The organism is Humibacter ginsengisoli, from assembly GCF_054780095.1.
This window is the reverse complement of record NZ_BAAGWZ010000006.1, coordinates 318443-339591: the sequence shown is the minus strand read 5'-3', so window position 1 is coordinate 339591 and position 21149 is coordinate 318443. Positions and strand designations below refer to the sequence as shown.

Genomic DNA, 21149 nt, shown 5'->3' with positions numbered 1-21149 from the left:
CAACCTATGCCGTGTTCGGCTATGCCGTGTCGCCGGGAGGGAGGCTCTCCTGAGCGTCGATGCCAGGCAGCTCCAGCCGAAACGACGCACCCCACGGCGTTCCGGTCGTGTCGACCGCGCTCAGGGCGCCGCCGAGGCGTGCCGTGAGCCGCTGCGCGATCGAGAGGCCGAGACCGGTGCCCACAGCCCTGGTCTGCCGGTACTTGTCATGCAGCGCTCCGCGCACGAAGGCCGAATCGCGGTCTTCGGCGGTGAGTCCGGCACCGCTATCGCTCACCGTCACGGCGACGCGGATGCCGCCATCCGTCGCCGAGACGGTGCCCGCCTCCACGGCGACGAGGCCACCGGACGGCGTCGCTCTCAACGCGTTCTCGAGCAGGCCGTCGACGATCTGCCGCAAGCGGTGGGCGTCCGTGTTCGCGATGACTCCGGGTGGCACGTCCGTGCGCAACTCGACGCCAGCCGAGGAGGCGACAGCGCGCCAGGCGGCGGCGGCTTCTGCCATCACCCCGGCAATATCGACCGGTGTCAGCTCGGCGGCGAAGTCGTGCGCCTCCAGCCGTGCGAGTTCGAGCAGGTCGGCGACGAAACGGTCGAGGCGGCGGGTCTCGGTGAGCATCGTGGATCCCACCTCGCGGGCATCCTCCGCGCCGACGACGCCGTCTGCGAGGGCCTCCGCGTATCCACGCAGCGCGGTCAGCGGCGTGCGCAGGTCGTGCGAGATGGAGAGCAGGAACTCGCGCTGCCGTGCCTCGCTCACGGTGAGCGCGTCGTCCAGCTCGTCCAACGCGTTCACCACGTCGGACACCTCCGCGGTCGCGGTGTGCGGCAGTTCGACATTGCGATCGCCTTTCGCGAGCCTGCGGGCCGCCGCCGCCGTTCGCGACAGCGGCCGTGACACGACCCGTGCGAGCAGGATGCCCGCCCCGAGCGCGACCGCCAGCCCGATCGCCAGAGCGATGAGCAGCTGACCGGCAACCCGGGACACGGCGGCGTCCACCGAGGTCAGCGATCGGGCGACGACGACGGTTCCTCCGGCGAGGCTCTGACGCGCCTCCACGATGAAGCGACGTCCACCGAGCTCGACCGTCGTGGACAGCGTAGAGCCTCGTTCGAGGCGTTGCCGCACCTTGGGCCGCAGCACGACGCCGATGGATCCGCTGACTGTGCCGTCCGCGTTGATCAGCGCTACCTTCGGCTCAGCGGAGCCGGTGGTCTGGTCGTTCACGCGCTGCTCGAGCTGGTTCTGCGGCAGCGCCGCGAGCTGATCGGCGAGCGTGGATGCCTCCGACCGGGCATCTCCGAGCGAAGCCGCGCGCACCAGACCCAGCGATACTGCGCCGGCGACCACCGCGGAGACCAGGGCGACGGCGACGGTGGTGAACACGATGCGTCCCGCGAGGGTGCGGGGGAGGACGCGCATGTCAGACAGCCGATCGCGCCGCACCGGTGCTGGCATCCGTCACCGGTGCCGCCTGTGCGTCGATCGCGTATCCGACGCCGCGCACCGTGCGGATGCCCGACGCGGGCCCCAGCTTCGCCCGCAACTGAGCGATGTGCACGTCCACGGTCCTGCCGGACGCGTAGTCGGCGTGACCCCATACGGCGGAGAGCAGCTGCTCACGGGTGAACACCCGCCCGGGGGACCGCGCCAGGTAGGAAAGCAGGTCGAACTCGGTCGCCGTCAGCGACAACTCCGCGGCGTCGAACGTGGCCGACCTGGTGTCTTGATCGAGCACGAGAGCGCCGAGGCGCACCTCGTGGCGACTCGGCACCCCGTGAGTGCGGCGCAGCACGACCTTCAGCCGGGTCACGAGCTCCCGCGGTGAGAACGGCTTGGTGAGATAGTCGTCGCCGCCGAGTTCGAGCGCCACGAGCCGCTCGATCTCGTCGTCGCGCGCCGTCACGAAGATGATCGGCGTCCAGTCGTCGTCCGCCCGGAGCCGTCGGCACACCTCGACCCCGTCCACGCCCGGCAGGCCGACATCCAGCACGATGGCCACCGGACGGCGAGAACGGATGACGCCAAGCGCGGCATCCCCGTCGCCTACAACCTCGACCCCGAACCCGGCGCGCGTGAGATAGAGCCGTTCGAGGTCGGCGATCGCGCGCTCGTCTTCGACCACGACGACGAGTCCGGAGGGCGCATCCATGGCTCCATTCAAGCCGGTGCAGAATGCCCGTGCCCCGGCTTCCCGCGCCTCTCAGACAACCCTTACATTCCTCGAACACGCGCCCGACGGCTGCCGCACACGGGTTTGCGAGTCTCGATGGGTCGTACCGTGCGAGCGCCGCGCTCGCCCGGCAGGTGTTCCCGGGCAGAGCCGGGAGCAGAGCGAAGGGAATCCCCACCATGAAGGAACCGAACAAGGACATCGCCGGCGGGTTTCGCCGCCGGGTCGCCAAGGAACGACTCGCGCTTGCCGTGGCCGGGGTGACGGCGGTTGCCGCAGTGGTCGGCGGTGTCGCCGCGGCGTCAGTGCCGGCGTCGGCGCAGACGGTGGCCATGCGCACCGTCGCGGTGACGTCGCCGATCGTGCCCGCCGCGAGCGCGTCCGGGACCAAGGGTCGCCTCTGCGGTGCGGTGCTGCTCGTGGTGAAGCGCGACTACGACAGGCTGCCCGATGCCCTGCTCAAGGACGTGGCATCCGCCCGGCACCAGTCCTCGAAGTCCGCCAAGCGCACGGCCCTGGAGAACGTGCTGAAGAAGGCGCAGTCCGGCGGTTATGGCACGGATGTCGAGTCGGTCGCGAAGGACAAGAAGACGCCCGCGGGCTTCAAGGCGGCATGGGATCGTCTGCCGTCCTCGTTGCGGGACGACCTGAAGAAGGCGAAGGACGCAAGCGGTGACACCCGCACGTCCGACTTGAAGGCCATCGCATCGAAGGCGGAGTCCGGAGGTTACGGCGACCGTGTGAAGGGTGCCGTCGACAAGGCGAAGACGCGGCTCGACGCGTGCGTGGCGCGCGCGCAGGGCTCCGGATCGACGAGCAAGCCGACCACGCCGTCCACCGGCACGCCCACACCGAGCACGAGCACACCCGCGCCGACGTCGACGACAGGAGCCTGACCGTCAGGCCAGGTGCTTCTGCCAGGTGCCGTTCAGCGCCATCGACTCGTAGCCCAGAGCATCGTTGATCGCCCGCATCGGGCCGTTCTCCGCGGCGTTCCAAGTGAGAACGCGCTCCACACCAGGCGCAACCCGCTTCAGCGCCTGCAGGTTGGCGAGCTTCACCGCGAGGCCGAGTCGGTGCCCGCGGTGCGCGGCCACTACGAGCGTGTCCCACTGCTCGACCTTTTTCGAGCCCTCGGCCACGAGCAGGATCGTGTACGCGACCACCTCACCGGTTGCCTCGTGCACCGCCGCGGCGACGAGGGTTGGCTCTCCGGCGTGCATCCAGCGCTGCTCCTCGTCGCGCACCCGCTGCGCGTCCCAGTGCTCCGGGTCGAGCACGATGCCCTCGTGCGGCACGTCGAGCACCATGCGGGCGCGCGCCGCGGCGTAGCCGTCGACGAGTTCGTCCGGGCAACGCCGCCACCACGTGATGATCCGATACCCGGTCCCGTGCTCGTCCGCTTCCCGCTGGAGCCGATCGTGCAGGCCGTCCGGCAACGGTAGATTCTGCCTGCTGACCAGTTCCACCTGGCCCAGCCGGTAACCCGATTCGAGGGCGAACCTCGTCGCGTCGTCCATCGGCAGCCCCGTGGGGCCCGCCTCAGGAGCCACGGTGCGGGCATCCGGCGGGATGTCCGCCAGCACGTGCTCGGTGAACGTCGAGATGTCGACGCGGCCGGCGTCGGCGACCAGCTCCTCGCCCTGGCGGAGCAGGGCCGCACCGATGCCGTGCCGGCGAGCGGCCGGGATGACGTGCACCTCGATCTCGGCGGTGGTCGCGTCCTCCTCGAGCGGAACCGTGACCAGCAGGCGCCCGGTGGGAACGCCGTCGAGCCGGGCGAGGTAGAGCATCCGCAGTCGGAACGAACTGTCCCGGTACCAGGCGAGCTGGTCCGATGGGTTGTAGACGAAGTCGTCGTTGTGCCACAGGTGAAGGGCGCAGTCGTTGCCGACATCCACGAATCCGGTGAAGTCGTCGGCGTCGGCAGCCATGCTCTCGGGCACGGCCACCCGCTCGATCGTCACCCGCATGAGACTCCCTGCAACGGCAATTAGCCGAACAGCCTATCCAGCTGCCCGCCTGGCCGCCAGGCGTCGGGTACCGTAGAGACGGCTTCGCGCCCCGTCGGCGCAAACGGGACGAGATGAGGCTTCAGAAGGGGGCGCCGGTTGCATCTGAAGAGCTTGACGCTCAAGGGCTTCAAGTCCTTCGCTCAGCCGACGACCTTCGCCTTCGAACCCGGTGTCACGTGCATCGTCGGGCCGAACGGATCCGGCAAATCGAACGTCGTGGATGCCCTCGCCTGGGTGATGGGGGAGCAGGGCGTCAAGACGCTTCGCGGCGGGAAGATGGAAGACGTCATCTTCGCCGGAACGTCGACCAGGGGACCGCTTGGCCGTGCCGAGGTGACGCTCACGATCGACAACGCCGACGGTGCGCTGCCGATCGAGTACTCCGAAGTCACGATCAGTCGCACACTGTTCCGGAACGGCGGCAGCGAGTACGCCATCAACGGCAAGCAGTGCCGTCTGCTCGACGTGCAGGAGCTGCTGAGCGACTCCGGCCTCGGGCGCGAGATGCACGTCATCGTCGGTCAGGGACAGCTGGATGCCGTTCTGCACGCGAGCCCCGACGACCGGCGAGGCTTCATCGAGGAGGCGGCAGGCATCCTGAAGCATCGCAGGCGCAAGGAGAAGACCCTGCGCAAACTCGAGGCGATGCAGACCAACCTCACGCGTCTCAGCGACCTCGCGGGCGAGATCCGACGTCAGTTGAAGCCGCTCGGTGCGCAGGCCGAGGTGGCGAGGGAGGCGCAGACCATCGCCGCGATCGTGCGCGACGCACGTGCGCGGCTGCTGGCAGACGAGGTGGTCGGACTGCGTGCCGCGCTCGACGACTACTCGCGCGACGAATCGCAGCGGCACAGCGAACGCATCGTGCTGCAGGAACAGCTCGAGCAGAAGCAGCTGCGGATCGCGCGCATCGAGCAGGAGCAGGTCGGCGACGCGGTCGATGCGGCCCGGCGCACCGCCTTCGCGCTGGAGTCGGCGCAGGAACGGCTGCGCTCCCTCTATACACTCGCGAACCAGCGGCTGGCGCTCCTGGGCTCGCAGACAGACCTCTCCGAGTCGGCGCGCACCGTCACCCCCGACATGATCGAGGCGTCGAAAGCGGAGGCGGCTCTGCTGCGCGACGGGGTAGGCGAAGCGGATGCCGCGGTGTCGGCCGCGCAGGCCGCCACCCGTGCCGCGCGTTCGCGCCTCGATGCGCTCGACGAGCAGATCGCCGCGCAGAGTGCGCTCGTCTCGCAGCACGACCTCGAGCTCACCAAGCTGGCCGGGCAGGCGGATGCCGCAGCGCAGCGCCTCGCGGCTCTCCGCGGTGAGGTACTCCGGCAGCGGAACCAGCTCGAGGCGGCCGAACAGCGGAGAGCGGCGGCCGAGGAGGCGCTCTCGGACAGCGAGGGCGACTCCCCGCTGAGAGCGGACGCGCAGAGCGAGCTGGCCGAGGCGTACGAGGTCGCGCAGGCGGCGGTGTTCGAGGCCGAGGCGGAGATCGAACGGCTCCGTGACGAGTTGCGCGCGCTGGAACGGGAGCGCGATGCGTTGTCCGGCCAAGTGAACGCACTCGGTCGAGCGTTGGAAGCCAGGGACGGCTCGGCCGCACTCATCGCCGCGGGACGCACGGGAGTCGAGGGCCGCGTGGCCGACGCGATCAAGGTCGAGCCCGGATTCGAGGTGGCCATCGCGGCAGCGCTGGGCTCACTGGCCGATGCCGTGCTCGTGGCCGACCGGGATGCCGCGGTCGGCGCCGCCCGATTCGCCGCCGAGGAGGATCTCGGCTCGATCGAGCTGGTCGTCGGAGCCGGCATCACCAGCAGGAGTGCCGGAGCTGACGCCGATGTGCTGACCGACATGCCGAAGGGCGCACGGCGCGCCGAGGAGTTGCTGCTGGCAGGCACGGACAGCATCCGCGACCTGTTGCGGCAGACGGTTGTCGTCGCCGGCCTGGACGAGGCCCACCGGATCTGGCCGAGCACGGGCGACGACACGGTGCTCGTGACACGCACCGGCGAGGTGCTGTCGAAGCACACGCTCAAGGGCGGTTCGGGCAAGGGAGCCGGCCGTATCGAGCTGCTGGCCGAGCGGGACGCCGCCGCCGCGCGTCTCGACGAGCTGGAGTCGGCCATCGCGACCGCGAAGGCGGAGCACGACGGGCAGCGCGAGGCGCTGCAGGCGGCCAAGCAGGCATCCGCGGCGGCTCTGACCCAGCTGCGGGCTTACGACGCACAGCTCGCCGAGCAGACCGAGAAGTCGAGCCGGCTGACGGCTCAGCTCGAGGCGGCGAACGCGGAGGCCGGCCGTATCGACCGGGGCATCGCCGAGTCGGAGGCCAAGGTCGCCGAGGCCGAGCAGGCGGCCGCCGCCGCCAAACGCGCCCATGAGACGCATGCGTCGAAGCCGCGCCCCATTCTCGATGTCGGTGAGCGGGATGCCGTCTCGGCCGAGCTCGAATCGTGCCGCGAAGCGGAGGTTCAGGCCCGGATGGCCGCGGAGACCGCGCGGGAGCGAGTGCGCGCCGAGGAGACGCGAACCGCGTCGCTCGTGAAACGGCTCGAGGAGGAACGCACCGCGGCGGCGGAAGCCGCGCGGCGTGAGGTCGTCCGCAGGCACCAGGTGGATGCCGCCGAGCGGGTAATCGCGTCGCTGCCGAGTGTGCTCGACTCCGTCGACCGGTCCGTGAGCAGCGCACGCACGGAGCTGGCGGCCGCGGAGGCCGCCCGGGCCGGCCAGAACGAGGAACTGACGGCGTTGCGCCGCGATGAGGCCGCACTACGCGACCGGTTGCAGGCGGTCAGCGAGAGCGTGCACGGACTCGAGCTGCAGATCTATGAGAAGAAGCTGCACCTGTCATCCCTGCTCGAACGTGCGGGCAGCGAGCTCGGGCTGGTCGAAGACGTGCTCGTGGCCGAGTACGGGCCCGAAACGCCCATTCCCGCTGAGACCGAAGACGGCGATGAGCGGCCGTTCGTGCGCGCCGAGCAGGAGAAGCGGCTGCAGGATGCCGAGCGCAAGCTGGGCAGGCTGGGCCGGGTGAATCCGCTCGCGCTGGAGGAGTTCGCCGCACTCGAGCAGCGACACAAGTTCCTCACCGAGCAGCTGACCGACCTCACGAACACCCGCAAGGACCTGCTCACGATCATCGCCGACATCGACGAGCGCATGCAGGGCATCTTCTCGGACGCGTTCGAAGACACTCGCCGCTCGTTCGCCGAGGTGTTTCCGGTGCTGTTCCCTGGCGGCAGCGGAAGCATCCGTCTCACCGACCCGGACGATCTGCTGACGACGGGCATCGAGGTCACCGTTCGGCCCGCGGGGAAGAAGATCGAGCGGCTCTCGCTGCTCTCCGGCGGCGAACGTTCGCTGGCGGCCGTGGCGTTCCTCTTGGCCATCTTCAAGGCGCGACCCAGCCCCTTCTACATCATGGACGAGGTGGAGGCCGCGCTCGACGACGCCAACCTCGGCCGCCTCCTCACGACGTTCGAAGACCTCCGAGCAGACAGCCAGCTGATCGTCATCACGCACCAGAAGCGCACGATGGAGATCGCGGACGCGCTCTACGGCGTCTCGATGCGCCAGGACGGCGTATCGGCGGTCGTCGGTCAGCGGGTCGCCGAGCGGGAGACCCGAGCCGAGGCCGTCGAGGAGGAGCGGCAGACCGCCTGAGCCTGGCGGCCTACGGCAGTTCCCGTGCCGCTCGGATGACTCCCTTCGGATCGTGCCGCTCCTTGAGACGGCGCAGACGCGCGATCGAATCCGGATCGTAGGCATCCGCGATCGTGGCGCTCGCATCCGTCAAGGTGAGCACGTTCCCTGTGGCGGGCGTGGCGGCCACAGCGGATGTCAGCGGTGCGAATGCCGCATCGACCTCCGCCGTTCCCGGGCCACCGTGAACCATCACGCTGGCGCCCACGTACGCCGGAGCAGCGACGTGCGCCGCGACGGAGCGCAAGCGGTCGCCGCTGACGAGAGACCCGCCGAACGGGCGCACCTCGAATCGGAACAGCCCGTGTGCGGATGCCTGGTGGAACGCATCGACCAGACGCTCGGCCGACGCGGTATCGACGCCGGCTGTCGCTCTGCCCCAGTCCTCGTAGGGCATCGGGTCGGTGGGTTCGGCGGCGACTGCTGCGAGCGACCCGATGCCGAACGTGCTGAACGTATCGGCGATCGGCGTTCCCACTGCGCGCAACGGCTCGATCAGCCGGGCGCCGGAGCTCGAGTCTCCGAGGTGAAGGGCGTCCACCGAGGCGAATGTGTTGCCCCGCAGCGCCTCGGGCAGTGCCGGCGCATCGGGGAAGTTGATCATGCCGAACGAGAGGCCGAGCGCGGGTTCGGTGTTCGCGAGTTCGAACACGGCGCTGAGCAGATCGGCGCCACGCTCGGGGGCGAACATGAGCTTGCCGCCGTAGAGTTCGTCGCCGTCGAACAACGAGAACTCGATCGCGGTCACCACACCGAACAGCCCACCCGCGCCGCGCAGCGCCCACATCAGCTCAGGGTCACTGTCGTCGCTGATGTGCCGCACGTCGCCGGCGGCATCCACGAGCTCCACCGCCGTGAGCGCAGGAGCCTGCAACCCGTATGCGCGCCCGAACATCGAGTGCCCGCCACTCAGCGAATAGGCGACGGTGTTCACCTCGGGGTTGCTCCCGGCCAGCGCGATCAGGCCCGTGCCTTCCAGAAGCGGAAGCACCCGCCCCCAGTTGACGCCGGCACCCACGCGAACCGTGCGACGCTCCACGTCGACGGAGACCTCGTCGAACGCGCTCGGCCTGATCAGGATGATGCCGGAGAGGTCGCGGGCGGCCGAGTGCCCGTTCGGCTGGGTCAGCAGGCCGAGCCCGGCTGCGGCGGCCGTTCGCACGACGCGTTGCACATCGGAGACGTCCGCCGGAACCGCGACGGCGGCTGGACGCTGGTCGACGGCGAGGTTCCAGGCGAGCCGCGCCTGGTCATATCCGTCGTCGTCGGGAAGGAACAGGGTGCCGGAGAGGCTGGAGCGAAGCTCGTCGAGAAAGGAGGGCGTCTGCATGCGCTCGACAGTACGTGCACCCACTGACGTCGGCGCCGTTGCCCATAGTCTTGACGCATGGCTGAACGCTCCTGGTCCCTGGCCGGCGCGCTCCGTGGCATGTTCGCGAAGCGCACGATCGACGACGAGACCTGGGACGACCTCGAGACCGCCCTCATCACAGCAGACTTCGGCCCCGCGCTCACGGAGGAGATCGTCGATGAGCTGCGTCAGAAGGTCGACCGCTACCGCACGACGGACCCCGCCGACCTGCAACGGATGCTCCGCGAGACCATCGAGGAACGTCTCGCCCGCTTCGATCCCACCCTGAAGCTCACGGAGCGTCCGGCCGTCGTGATCGTCGTAGGGGTGAACGGCGTCGGCAAGACCACCACGATCGGAAAGTTCGCCAAGTTCGTGCGCAACTTCGATCGCTCCGTCGTCGTCGGCGCCGCCGACACCTTCCGCGCCGCCGCGGTCGAGCAGCTGGCGACCTGGGCGCAGCGTGCGGGCGCCGAGATCGTGCGGCCGCAGCAGGAGCGGCAGGATCCGGCATCCGTCGCTTTCCAGACCATCGAGTACGCCAAGAACACCGGAACCGAGATCGTGATCATCGACACGGCCGGTCGCCTGCACACGAAGGGCGGACTGATGGACGAGCTGTCGAAGATCAAGCGCGTTGTGGAGAAGCAGGCGCCGATCTCGGAGGTGCTGCTCGTGCTCGACGCGACGACCGGCCAGAACGGGCTCGCTCAGGCGCAGGCATTCATCGAGCACGCCGGCGTGACAGGGCTCGTGCTGACCAAGCTCGACGGCTCGGCCAAGGGCGGATTCGTTCTCTCGGTGCAGGAGCGCACCGGGCTCCCGATCAAGCTGGTCGGGCAGGGTGAAAGCATCGGCGACCTCACCGGATTCACGCCGCACGTCTTCGCCCAGCAGCTGGTCGGCTGACCGCGGAAGGGATACGGGCATGGCGATAGAGCACGACTTCTTCGGCATCGTCGAGGAGGACTCCACGGGCGGTCTGTACTGGAGCGAGACCGTCGAAGTGGCTGAACAGCCCGTGCAGGTCGAGCTCAGGGCACCGGCCGCCGGCGACGTCGCCGAGAGCGGTCTTGATGCCGCTGCCACGGTCATCCGTTCGCTGGAGGGAATGGATGCCCGCGCCCGTGACGCGCTCATCGCGGAACTCAGCGAGCGCGGTTCGGTGACGACGCAGTACATCGACCACCGGGTAGACGACATGGGGGAGTCGCTGCTCGACCTGCTCGTGCACAACTCGGGCGACATCGCCATGGATGTGCTGCGCTCCCTGCAGCTTCTCGCCGTGTCGCTGCGCCCGGATGTCACCGGAGACGACGACGCCTTCGCGGTCTTCACCTACTCGATCGACCCCGACGAGACGGATGCGGTGCTGCAGGTGAGCTTCGACGACCGCGGCGACGTGGTGGCCGTGGACGACGGCGAGTAGGGCTCAGCACGCTCTACTACCATTGAGCCCACCATGGCTACCTTCGGCACGCTCTCCGACCGGCTCACCGAGACCTTCAAGAACCTCCGCACCAAGGGCAAGCTCTCGGCGTCGGATGTCGACGGCACCGTCCGCGAGATCCGTCGCGCCCTGCTCGATGCGGACGTCTCGCTCGATGTCGTCAAGCAGTTCACCGCGACCGTGCGCGAGCGCGCGCTCAGCGACGAGGTCAACCAGGCGCTGAATCCCGCGCAGCAGGTGGTGCAGATCGTCAACGAGGAGCTGATCGGCATCCTCGGCGGGCAGCAGCGCAGGCTCGAGTTCGCGAAGAACCCGCCGACCGTCATCATGCTGGCCGGTCTGCAGGGCGCCGGTAAGACCACCCTGGCAGGCAAGCTCGCCAAGTGGCTGAAGAAAGACGGCCACACCCCGATGCTGGTCGCGGCCGACCTGCAGCGTCCGAACGCGGTCACCCAGCTCCAGGTCGTCGGCGAGCAGGCGGGAGTTCCGGTGTTCGCGCCCGAGCCCGGCAACGGCGTCGGCGACCCGGTCCGGGTGGCGAAGGATGCCGTCAAGCAGGCCGAGAGACAGCAGTACGACGTCGTCGTGATCGACACGGCCGGCCGCCTCGGTATCGATGCCCAGCTGATGAAGCAGGCGTCGGACATCCGCAAGGCGACGAACCCCGACGAGGTGCTGTTCGTCATCGACGCGATGATCGGACAAGACGCGGTCAACACGGCTAAGGCGTTCCAGGAGGGCGTGGACTTCACCGGCGTCGTGCTCACGAAGCTCGACGGCGACGCCCGAGGCGGGGCGGCGCTCTCGATCGCTTCCGTCACCGGCAGGCCCATCATCTTCGCGTCCACCGGTGAGGGGCTCGACGACTTCGAGCCGTTCCACCCGGATCGCATGGCCAGCCGCATCCTGGATCTCGGCGACGTGCTCACGCTCATCGAGCAGGCGCAGCAGGCGTTCGACGAGGACGAGGCGCGCAGGGTCGCTGAGAAGTTCGCGACCGACAGCTTCACGCTCGACGACTTCCTGAAGCAGATGCAGCAGCTGCGCAACATGGGCTCGATCAAGAAGATGATCGGAATGCTGCCCGGCGCGGGCGCGATGCGGCAGCAGCTCGACCAGTTCGACGAGAAGGAGGTCGTGCGCACCGAGGCGATCATCCAGTCCATGACTCCCGCCGAGCGGCACAACCCCAAGCTCCTGAACGGTTCCCGCCGCCTGCGCATCGCCAAGGGCGCCGGCATGACGGTGACGGATGTCAACCAGCTGGTGCAGAGGTTCGAGCAGGCCTCGAAGATGATGAAGACCGTCGCCAAGGGCGGCGTGCCGAATGTGCCGGGCATGGGGCCTATCCCGGGCGCCGGCTACGGCGGACGCAAGCAGCAGCAGAAGAAGGGCAAGTCGTCGCGCTCGGGCAACCCGGCCAAGCGCGCCGCCGAGAACGCGGCGCTGGCGGCGGGAGTGAAGCCCGGCGGCTCCTCAGCGGGCGGATCGGGCTTCGGCCTCGCCGGGCAGCAGGGCACGGCACCGGCGGCCGGTCAGAAGGGCGGCCAGCAGCCTCCGACAGGCGAGGAACTCGCGGCGGTGCAGCGGCTTTTCGGCCGCGGCTAGCGGGCCCCGGCCCCTCCCGTCCGGCCGACCTGGCTCTCAGCCGACCGAGTCAGCCGGCGCCGTTTCCGCTTGACGCCGGGTGCCAGTCGAGCCCGTTGCGCAGCTCTTTCGTGAGCGAGGAGACGACGGCCGGCAGGCTTCCGCCGTTCGCGTCGGCGACGGCGAGTTGTCGCTGATAGCTGATGCCTCGCTCGAGGATGCGCTCCACGTCGGCCAGCTCCCTAGCGCATCCGAGTCGCTCAGCCGTTGGCGCCAGCTCCGACACGAGCGAGCGGATGCCATCGGCCACCGCGCCCTGCGCTCCGCCGGCATCCACGATGATGTCCGCGTCGATGCCCCACCTCGCAGCCCGCCACTTGTTCTCGCGCACGAACCACGGTTGCAGCACCATCGGCGAATCTCCGCTGTCTAGCTGGTCGGACATCCGGTCGACGAGGCAGTGGATGACGGCCGCCAGGGCTCCGAGCTCCGTCGCGGTGGACACCCCGTCGCACGCCCGCATCTCCACCGTGCCCCAGTGCGGAGACGGCCGGATGTCCCAGCGCACCTCGGTGTAGTCCCTGATCACGCCGGTGGTGATCAGGTCGTCGACGTAGCCCTCGTAGTCGCTCCACTCGGTCAGCTGCCAGGGCAGTCCGGCTGTGGGCAGCTGCTGGAACATCAGTGCCCGGTTCGACGCGTACCCGGTCGCGACTCCGCCCCAGAACGGGCTCGACGCGCTGAGCGCCTGCAGGTGCGGGTAGTACGTGAGCAGCCCGTTCACGATCGGGAGCACCTTGTCGCGGTCATCGATGCCCACGTGCACGTGCACACCCCAGATGAGCATCTGCCGCCCCCACCACTGCGTGCGTTCCAGCAGGTGGTCATAGCGCTCCGACTGCGTCGAGCGCTGGTCGAACCACTGCGCGAACGGGTGCGTTCCGGCGCACATGAGCTCGACATCCATCTCGTCCGTGACGGTGCGCACCAGGCCGATGAGCCCCTGCAGGTCGGCGACGGCGTCAGGAACGCTGCGGTGCACGCGGCTGACCAGCTCGATGGTGTTCAACAGCAGCTCGTGCGTGATCTGCGGATGTTCGCTGCCATCGCCAGGACCGAGTGCCGGAAGCACCTCGTCGGCTACCTGCACCAGGTCGCCGGTGTCACGGTCGACGAGCGCGATCTCCCACTCGATGCCCACTGTGGAGCGCTCGGATTCGGCGAAATCGATCCGCATGGGCCGTCCCCTTCGCGGTGTCATCGTCGAGTCGAGAGTGTCTTTCGCGCCTTCGATCCTGCGATTGACGGACGTGACAGATTTCCCGACCGGGACTTGGGGCTAGCCTATCGTTCGCTGAGTTCACCATCGTGGGAGGCTCGGTACAGGCGCCACGGCCGGTCCCGTCGGTGTCGCAGGGTCGCGACTTCAGGGGAGGGGTCCCGACCTGGCGTGAGCGGAACGGAAGAGACACATATGCGACTGATGGTGCAAGGAACCCGGGATCGGCTGGAGAACGAACTCGACATCCCCGTTTCGAAATATCACGCACACCGTGCCCTCGTGCTGGCGTCGCTGGCTGAGGGCACGAGCGTGGTGAGGGGGCTGTCGGCGACCCGGCAGATCGAGTGGACGGTGAGCGTGCTGCGCGCGCTCGGCACGCAGATCGACATCGACGGGGACTCGTACATCGTGCACGGAGGCAGGTACCGGGCGTCCGACGTCGTCGAGCGGGGGTCGAGCGGCCCGGACGGTGTGCTGAACGTGGGTTCCAGCGGCACGACGCTGTACTTCATGGTCGGCCTCGCATCGCTGGCGGATCGTCCGATGACGCTCACCGGCATGAAGTACTTCCAGCGCCGGCCGATCAAGGCCCTGCTCGACTCGCTCCGGCAGATGGGCGTGCAGCTGCAGAGCACTGACGACTGCCCGCCGATCACGGTGCAGCCGCAGGCACCGCAGGGCGGAGACGTCTCCATCGCAGGAACGCTCTCCCAGTGGCTGAGCGGCCTGCTGCTGCTCGCACCGTTCGCGCAGAACGACACCACCATCCACGTCACGGGCGGTCACCTGAACGAGCAGCCCTACGTCGACCTGACCGTGCGCATGATGCGCATGTTCGGGCTGCGGGTCGAGGTCTCCGACGACTGGCTCACCTACCGGGTTCCCGCGGGCCAGACCGCGACACCGACCGAGTACACCATCCCGCCGGACATCGGGTCGGCGGCGTTCGGGATCGCGGCGGCGGCGCTGCACCCGGGCGATGTGCTGCTCCGCGGACTCTCGGCGACGCGCGCGGCCGAGACGGACCATCCCGAAGCCGAGTTCCTCGACCTCGCGGCCGAGATGGGCGTGCCGATGATCAGGGACGAGAAGACCGGGTTCGTGCGTATTGCCCACGACGGCCTGAAGCTGAAGCCGATCGACGTGGACTGCGGGCCGATTCCCGACCTGCTGCCGGTGCTCTCGTCGCTCGCCACGTTCGCCGACGGCACGTCGCGACTGCACAACGTGAAGCACATCAGGCTCAAGGAGTCCGACCGCGTGGCGGCCATGCTGCAGCTGAACCGCATGGGCGGCCGGCTCGAGCAGAGCCCCGACGAGCTCCGGATCACCGGAGTCGATTCGCTGACCGGTGCCGCGATGTCGTCGTTCAACGACCATCGCGTGCTGATGGCGCTGGCCGTGGCGGCCACGCGTGCCGAGGGCCGGTCGACGCTCACGTATCCGCACGCCTATCGCATCTCGTATCCGATGTTCCTCGACGAGATGAACGGCATCGGACTGCACATGGATGTCGGCACCAAACCGGTCGAGGACGAGCGCGAGGAGCACGCCGCGACCGCCGACGACCTGGCGGCCTCGCTCGGCGCCCTCGCCGAACCGCTGCTTCTCACGCAGGCCGTCGCAGCGACCAGGGCGGCCGAGCCGGATGCCCCGGCCGTGCTGGAGGCGGACGGCCACGCCCTCACCTCGCTCACCTGGCGTGAGCTGGGCGAGGAGGCCGACAAGGTGTCCGCGCTGCTGCTGGAGATGGGTGTGCGCCGCGGCGAGCCCGTCGCGGTGCAGCTGCCGAACTGGAGCGAGTTCGTCGCGATCGCGCTCGGCATCATGCAGGTCGGCGCCGTCGTGACGCCGATCATGCCCGTGTTCGGACCGCGTGAGACCTCGATGACCCTGAGCCGGTCGCGCGCCCGCGTCGTGTTCCTGCCGAACTACTTCCGAGGACGGCAGCCGGTCGTGGAGCTGCTTGCCACTATCGACGAGGCCGAGGCACGAGGCAGGCGGCTCTCGATCGAGCACGTGGTCGTGCTGCGCAGTGAGAACCGCCGCGGGGCGGACTCGTCGGTGGAGGTTCCGCCGATCCCGAACGACGCGCTCGAAGATGCAAGGGCGACGGACTGGAACTGGCGCTACTACGACGCGGCGCTGGAGGCGGTAACCGTCGACAACGACGTTCTCGCGCGTGTCGCCCCGCGGCTCGACGACTACTGCCAGCTGCTGTTCACCTCCGGCACGACCGGCGAGCCGAAGGGCGTGCAGCACACGTACCGCAGTCTCGGCCTCGCCACGGCCATGGAGGTGCGGCACCTCGGCCTCACGCACGACGACCGCATCTACGTTCCGTCTCCGCTGGCCCATCAGACCGGATTCCTCTATGGCATGCTGCTGGCCTGGCGGCTCGGAGTCGCGGTGGTCATCCAGCCCATCTGGGACGGCCGCGTGGCACTCGAAAGGGCGTTCGGCGAGGGGAAGGCCACGTTCGTGCAGGCGGCCACGCCGTTCCTGTCCGACCTCCTCACGCTCGTCGAGGCCGGCGAGCCGGCGCCGAGCAGCCTGCGCATCTTCGTCGCGACGGGTGCGGCCGTTCCACGCGCGCTCTCGCAGCGCGCGACGGACGTGCTCGGCACCAAGGTGCTCGGCGCGTTCGGCACGACCGAGACGTGCCTTGGCACCCTGGCGGGCGCCGACGACAAGCCCGAGGATGCCTGGGGCAGCGACGGTCGCGCCCTCTTCGGCGTCGACGTGCGCATCGTCGACGACCAGGGTGAGCCGGTGGAGGCGGGTGTCGAGGGCAACTACGAGCTGCGGTCGCCGACCGTGTTCGACGGATACCTGGACCGCTTCGACCTCACCTCTGACGTCTTCACCGCCGACGGCTGGTACCGCACCGGTGACCTCGCCTACCTCGACAAGGCCGGATTCCTTCACATCACCGGCCGGGTGAAGGATGTGATCAACCGCGGCGGCGAGAAGATCCCCGTTGTCGAGATCGAGAACCTGCTGTATCAGCATCCGAAGGTCACCGACGTCGCGATCGTCGCGATGCCGGACCCGCGTCTGGGCGAGCGGGCGTGCGCGTTCGTCGTCCCCGCCGCCGACGGTTCGCCTCTGACCCTTGCCGAGGTGCAGGATTATCTCGGTCGTGCGGGCACGTCGAAGTACTACTGGCCCGAGCGCATCGAGCACATCGACGCGCTGCCTCGCAATGCGGTGGGGAAGATCCAGAAGAACCTGCTGCGCGAGCAGGCGTCCGCGCTTGTGGCCGCCGAGCACGAGAACAGCACCGCCGCGCACAAGAAGGAGAATGCATGAGCCAGGTCGCCGGCACGGAGTACGAGACCGCCGTGAGTCCGTTCGGGGAGGGCGAGTTCGCCGCTCTCAAGCGCGAGGTCACCGACTGGGTCACCGGTCCCGGTGAGGACTACGCGGAGCGGATCGAGGCAGCCGGCGCCCTGCCGCCCGAGCTGTTCGGCGAGCTGCGTGACCGCGGCTACCTTTCGCTGGCGGCTCCCGAGCGGCTCGGTGGGCGCGGCATCCCGTTCCCGCAGTACCTGGAGCTGATGGAGATCTTCTCCCGCTCGCACGCGTCGATCCGCATGCTCGTGCACGTGATCAACGGCACCTGGCGCGCCATGGACCCGTACATGACCGACGAGCAGCGCGCGGAGTTCGTCGTGCCCTCCGTCACGGGTCAGAAACTCGTCGCCTTCACACTCACCGAGGCGACGGGCGGAACCGGTGCAGACATCCACACCACCGTGCGCCGCGAGGGCGACACATATCTGCTGAACGGCGAGAAGCACCTGATCACGTTCGGCGTGAAGTGCGACTGGTGGCTGCTGGCAGCGCGACTGGAGGGCTCCAGCGGCAAGCACGGCGTGGTGGCGCTCATGGTGCCGAACACCGGGCTGCCCGGCGCCGAGGTGATCGACGACTCCGAGACGATGGGCGTGCACGGAACCGACCACGCGATCCTGCGCTTCCACGACACCCCGGTGCCGGTCGCGAACCGGGTCGGCGAGGAGGACCAGGGGCTCGAGGTCATGCTCGGCGGATTCCTGCTGCCGAGCCGCGTCTCCGTTGCGATGAGCTGCATCGGGCTCGCGGAGCGGGCGCAAGAACTGGCGGTGCAGTACGCGCAGCGCCGCGAGACGTTCGGCAAGAAGCTCGCCGAGCGGCAGGCGGTGCAGTTCCTGCTCGCGGAGAACTTCGCAGACATCCGTGCCGCGAGGGCACTCGTGCTCGAGGCCGCACGCGCCTACGAGAACGACGACCCCGAGGCGGGCGTGCTCTCCAGCGCCAGCAAGATGATCGCCGTCGACATGCTGACCAGGGTGACCGATAAGGCGCTGCAGATCCACGGCGGCCAGGGCTACTGGAAGCGCAACCCGATCGAGCGCGTGTACCGGGATGCCCGTGCGCAGCGCTTCGAAGAGGGCACCAACGAGATCCAGAAGCTCGTCGTCGGCCGTGCCGTGCTGACCGGTCAGGTCTGACCGCTCACGATCACCGCCACATCTCCCCCGAACGAACGAACGAACCGAACAGGAGCACCTCAGCCCATGACGTCCGCCCCGACCGACTCCGGCGCTTCCCCCCGCGTCACCCTCATCACCGGCAGTTCCCGCGGCATCGGCCGCGTGCTGGCTCTGAAGCTCGCCGCCCGCGGCGAGCACGTGGTGGTGAACTACAAGACGAACGCCGACCTGGCCGAAGACGTCGTCCGCGAGGCGCGTGCGGCGGGCGGTGGCGGCATCGCCGTGCAGGCGAACATCGAGGAGCCCGACGACATCGACGCGCTGTTCGAGAAGGTACGCGAGGAGTACGGTCGCCTCGACGGGTTCGTCGCCAACGCCGCGGCCAGCGCGTTCAAGCCGATCTCGGCGCTCAAGCTGCATCACCTCGACCGCAACTGGGCGATGAACGTGCGCTCGTTCGTGCTGGGCGGGCAGCGTGCGGCGCAGCTCATGACCGACGGCGGACGCATCGTTGCCCTGACCAGCTACGGATCGCTGCGAGCGTTCCCCACGTACGCCTCGCTGGGTGCGGCGAAGGCCGCGGTCGAGTCGTACGTCAAGTTCATGGCCGCGGAGTTCGGCCCCCGCAACATCACCGTGAACGCAGTGAACGGCGGCCTCATCGACACGGACTCGCTCGAGTACTTCTACCAGCGCGTGCCCGGGATGGCACCCATGTCGAGCGTGATCGAGAAGGTGCCGCTCGGCCGGCCGGGAACGGCGGACGACATGGCGTCCGCCGTCGAGTTCCTGCTCGGTGCGCACGCCGGCTACATCACCGGGCAGATCCTCACCGTCGACGGCGGCCTCACCGTGGTCGCGCCCCCGTTCTGGGCCGACACCAGCGGTGAACTGCGTGCCGCAGTGTACGGCTCGGAGTCGGCGTCGTCAGAGCCCGCCGACCGGTAGAACGCCGACGGATGCCCGCCCCGGCCGAGCTGCTCGCCCGCACCTTCACCCCGTGGTCGCTGGGTTCGCTGTCCCTGCCGCACCGCGTGGTGGTGGGCAGCATGCACACCGGGCTGGAGGCGCGGGACGACGGGGGCGAGGGCCTCGCCGCGTTCTACCGCGAGCGGATCGCGGGAGGAGCATCCCTCATCGTCACCGGCGGGCTAGCGGTCTCGCCCGAGGGCCGCGGCGGTCCCGATTACGTCGTGCTGTCCGACCCCGAGGTGCAGGAGCGCCTCGCATTCGCGGTGCACGCCGCTCACACGGCCGGCGGTGCGGTATGTGCTCAGCTGTTCCACGCAGGCCGCTATGCCGTGCTGGGCGGGCTTACCGGCGACGCCGGGGCGCCGCTGCAGTCGGTGGCCCCGTCGCCCGTTCCGTGGGCGGCGGCGAGAGGCGAGGTGCCCAGGGAGCTGCCCACCGCGGAGGTCGGGGAGATCGTCCGCCAGTTCGCCGCGGCGGCGGCCGCCGCGAAACGGATCGGGTTCGACGCCGTCGAGGTCATGGCCTCCGAGGGCTATCTGATCAATCAGTTCTGCTCGCCGGTCACGAACCTCCGCGACGACGAGTGGGGCGGCGATCAGGAAGGCCGCGAGCGGTTCGCGATCGAGGTGGTCCGTGCCGTGCGCGACGCGGTGGGGGAGCTGCCGGTCACGGTGCGGATCTCGGGCGACGACCTCATGCCGGGCGCTCCCGCGCCGGACCGGTACGCGCGGCTGGCCGTGCGGCTCGCGACCGAAGGAGCGGATGCGATCAGCGTGGGCATCGGGTGGCACGAGTCGCGCGTGCCGACGGTGCAGGCATCCGTTCCGCACGGTGCGTGGCTGGCCGCCGCCGAACGCGTCTCGTCGGCGCTCGCGGATGCCGGTCGGAGCGCGGCGGTCATCGCCAGCAATCGGTTCACGGACCTGCGTGATGTGGAGCAGGTGCTGCGTCGCGGTACCGTGGACGCCGTCGCACTGGCTCGACCGTTCCTCGCCGATCCGCTGCTGATCGAACGGTCGCGGGCGGGCGACTTCGCCGCAGTCAACACCTGCATCGGCTGCGACCAGGCGTGCATCGATCGTTCGCTCGTCTTCGAGCCGGTGTCGTGCCTGGTGAACCCGCGGGCCGGACGTGAGAGCGAGTATCCGCTGCTGGCCACGGGTACGCGCTCGCGGATCGCGGTGGTGGGCGGAGGTCCGGCAGGCATGGCGGCGGCGCTCGATCTCGCGCGCCGCGGGCACGCGGTGACCCTGTTCGAGGCGGCGGACGCCCTCGGTGGCCAGTTCGCGCTGGCCTCGCGCATTCCGGGCAAGGAGGACTACGCGGCGACCCCCCGGTCGGTGGCCTCCGAGCTCGGCAGGCTCGGCGCGGTCATCGCCACGTCGACGATCGCCACCGCCGACCGTCTTGCGGACTTCGAAGGGGTCGTGCTCGCCTCCGGCGTGCGCCCGCGGCGAATTGACATCCCCGGTGCCGACCTGCCGCACGTCATGGACTACGAGCGAGCGATTCTCTCCGGTGTGCCGGAGGGTCCGGTGGCCGTGATCGGCGGAGGCGGCATCGGAGTCGACGTCGCCACCATGCTCGTCGAGCCGGCGGATGCCCGTGAGCGGGCCGCCGGCTTCGCCACGCGATTCGGTCTGCCTTGGTCCGCTGACCTTCTGGAGGAGCAGCGGGAGGCGTGGGCGAATCGCAACCCGTCGAACAGCGTGCGCCCGGGGAGCGAGGTGACCGTTCTGCGCCGTTCCGGCAAGTTCGGGCAAGGGATCGGGATCACCGCGCGCTGGGTTGTGCTGGGCGGGCTGCGCGATGCCGGCGTGCGGATGCTGAGCGGGCTGTCCTATCGGCGCATCACGCCGGATGGCGTGGAGATCGAAACCGGCGACGGCTCGGTGGAGCTCGTCCCGGCAGCGACCGTCGTGGTGTGTGCGGGGCAGGAGTCTCACGACCCGTTGCGGCACGAGCTGGATGCGCGAGGCATCCGCTTCGAAGTCGTCGGCGGTGCAAGGGATGCCTCACGCGTCGACGCCGTGCGGGCGACGACCGAGGGCCTCGCCGCCGCGCGCCGCATCGCCGCTTGACAGCGTGAGCCACGATTATCGGTCGGGGCGCGGAATCTGCAAGAATGGTCAGTCGAGTTCTCACGG

14 protein-coding genes are annotated in these 21149 nt (G+C 69.3%); 9 read left to right on the top strand and 5 right to left on the bottom strand.

The features are described 5' to 3' along the window. Window positions 1-19 precede the first annotated feature (19 nt). Together ACYVI5_RS09905 and ACYVI5_RS09900 are read right to left on the bottom strand one after the other, a co-directional pair. The gene (locus ACYVI5_RS09905; protein WP_460580036.1) at window positions 20-1423 is read right to left on the bottom strand and encodes a sensor histidine kinase; all 1404 of its coding nucleotides are present in this window, start codon (window positions 1421-1423) and stop codon (window positions 20-22) included. 1 nt (window position 1424) lies between these two features. Continuing rightward, entirely contained in the window at window positions 1425-2153 is a 729-nt protein-coding gene (locus ACYVI5_RS09900; RefSeq protein ID WP_460580035.1) for a response regulator transcription factor, read from the bottom strand. 200 nt (window positions 2154-2353) lie between these two features. On the opposite strand from ACYVI5_RS09900, the gene ACYVI5_RS09895 reads away from it, so the two are divergent. Further along, window positions 2354-3070 carry a hypothetical protein gene (locus ACYVI5_RS09895; protein ID WP_460580034.1) on the top strand — a complete coding sequence of 239 codons (717 nt, stop codon included), beginning with the start codon at window positions 2354-2356 and terminating at the stop codon, window positions 3068-3070. A 3-nt stretch (window positions 3071-3073) separates the two neighbouring features. Here the strand turns inward: ACYVI5_RS09895 and ACYVI5_RS09890 are convergent, their stop codons facing one another. Beyond that, window positions 3074-4147, bottom strand: coding sequence for a GNAT family N-acetyltransferase (locus tag ACYVI5_RS09890; protein WP_460530134.1), 1074 nt, complete (start codon window positions 4145-4147; stop codon window positions 3074-3076). Between the two features lie 138 nt (window positions 4148-4285). Here ACYVI5_RS09890 and smc point away from each other — a divergent pair, with 138 nt between their 5' ends. Further along, window positions 4286-7843: a chromosome segregation SMC family protein gene (gene smc, locus ACYVI5_RS09885; RefSeq protein ID WP_460580033.1), complete on the top strand. Its 3558-nt coding sequence runs from the start codon at window positions 4286-4288 to the stop codon at window positions 7841-7843. Window positions 7844-7853: 10 nt separating this feature from the next. On the opposite strand, the gene ACYVI5_RS09880 is transcribed toward smc, so the two are convergent. Further along, window positions 7854-9212, bottom strand: coding sequence for an FAD-binding oxidoreductase (locus ACYVI5_RS09880; protein WP_460580032.1), 1359 nt, complete (start codon window positions 9210-9212; stop codon window positions 7854-7856). 57 nt (window positions 9213-9269) lie between these two features. Here ACYVI5_RS09880 and ftsY point away from each other — a divergent pair, with 57 nt between their 5' ends. From ftsY to ffh, 3 genes are read left to right on the top strand one after another with little or no spacing between them, the layout of a single operon-like run. After that, window positions 9270-10142: a signal recognition particle-docking protein FtsY gene (gene ftsY, locus ACYVI5_RS09875; protein ID WP_460580031.1), complete on the top strand. Its 873-nt coding sequence runs from the start codon at window positions 9270-9272 to the stop codon at window positions 10140-10142. Window positions 10143-10161: 19 nt separating this feature from the next. After that, window positions 10162-10662 carry a DUF2004 domain-containing protein gene (locus ACYVI5_RS09870; protein WP_460580030.1) on the top strand — a complete coding sequence of 167 codons (501 nt, stop codon included), beginning with the start codon at window positions 10162-10164 and terminating at the stop codon, window positions 10660-10662. A 33-nt stretch (window positions 10663-10695) separates the two neighbouring features. Next, window positions 10696-12291 (top strand): signal recognition particle protein, encoded by a 1596-nt coding sequence (gene ffh, locus ACYVI5_RS09865; protein ID WP_460580029.1) that lies wholly within the window; start codon window positions 10696-10698, stop codon window positions 12289-12291. Between the two features lie 49 nt (window positions 12292-12340). On the opposite strand, the gene ACYVI5_RS09860 is transcribed toward ffh, so the two are convergent. After that, complete coding sequence (locus ACYVI5_RS09860) at window positions 12341-13507, bottom strand: glutamate--cysteine ligase 2 (protein WP_460580028.1); 1167 nt, start codon at window positions 13505-13507, stop codon at window positions 12341-12343. 246 nt (window positions 13508-13753) lie between these two features. Between ACYVI5_RS09860 and aroA the strand changes: the two genes are divergently transcribed. The 4 genes from aroA to ACYVI5_RS09840 all read left to right on the top strand — a co-directional run bounded on the left by aroA (window position 13754) and on the right by ACYVI5_RS09840 (window position 21083). After that, complete coding sequence (gene aroA, locus ACYVI5_RS09855; RefSeq protein ID WP_460580027.1) at window positions 13754-16864, top strand: 3-phosphoshikimate 1-carboxyvinyltransferase; 3111 nt, start codon at window positions 13754-13756, stop codon at window positions 16862-16864. Beyond that, window positions 16861-18048 (top strand): acyl-CoA dehydrogenase family protein, encoded by a 1188-nt coding sequence (locus tag ACYVI5_RS09850; RefSeq protein ID WP_460580026.1) that lies wholly within the window; start codon window positions 16861-16863, stop codon window positions 18046-18048. The genes aroA and ACYVI5_RS09850 overlap by 4 nt, the downstream gene beginning before the upstream one ends. A gap of 66 nt (window positions 18049-18114) precedes the next feature. Then, on the top strand, window positions 18115-18978 hold the full coding sequence (locus ACYVI5_RS09845) for an SDR family oxidoreductase (protein WP_460530107.1): 864 nt from the start codon (window positions 18115-18117) through the stop codon (window positions 18976-18978). A gap of 11 nt (window positions 18979-18989) precedes the next feature. Continuing rightward, window positions 18990-21083: an FAD-dependent oxidoreductase gene (locus ACYVI5_RS09840; RefSeq protein ID WP_460580025.1), complete on the top strand. Its 2094-nt coding sequence runs from the start codon at window positions 18990-18992 to the stop codon at window positions 21081-21083. The last annotated feature ends 66 nt before the right edge of the window (window positions 21084-21149 follow it).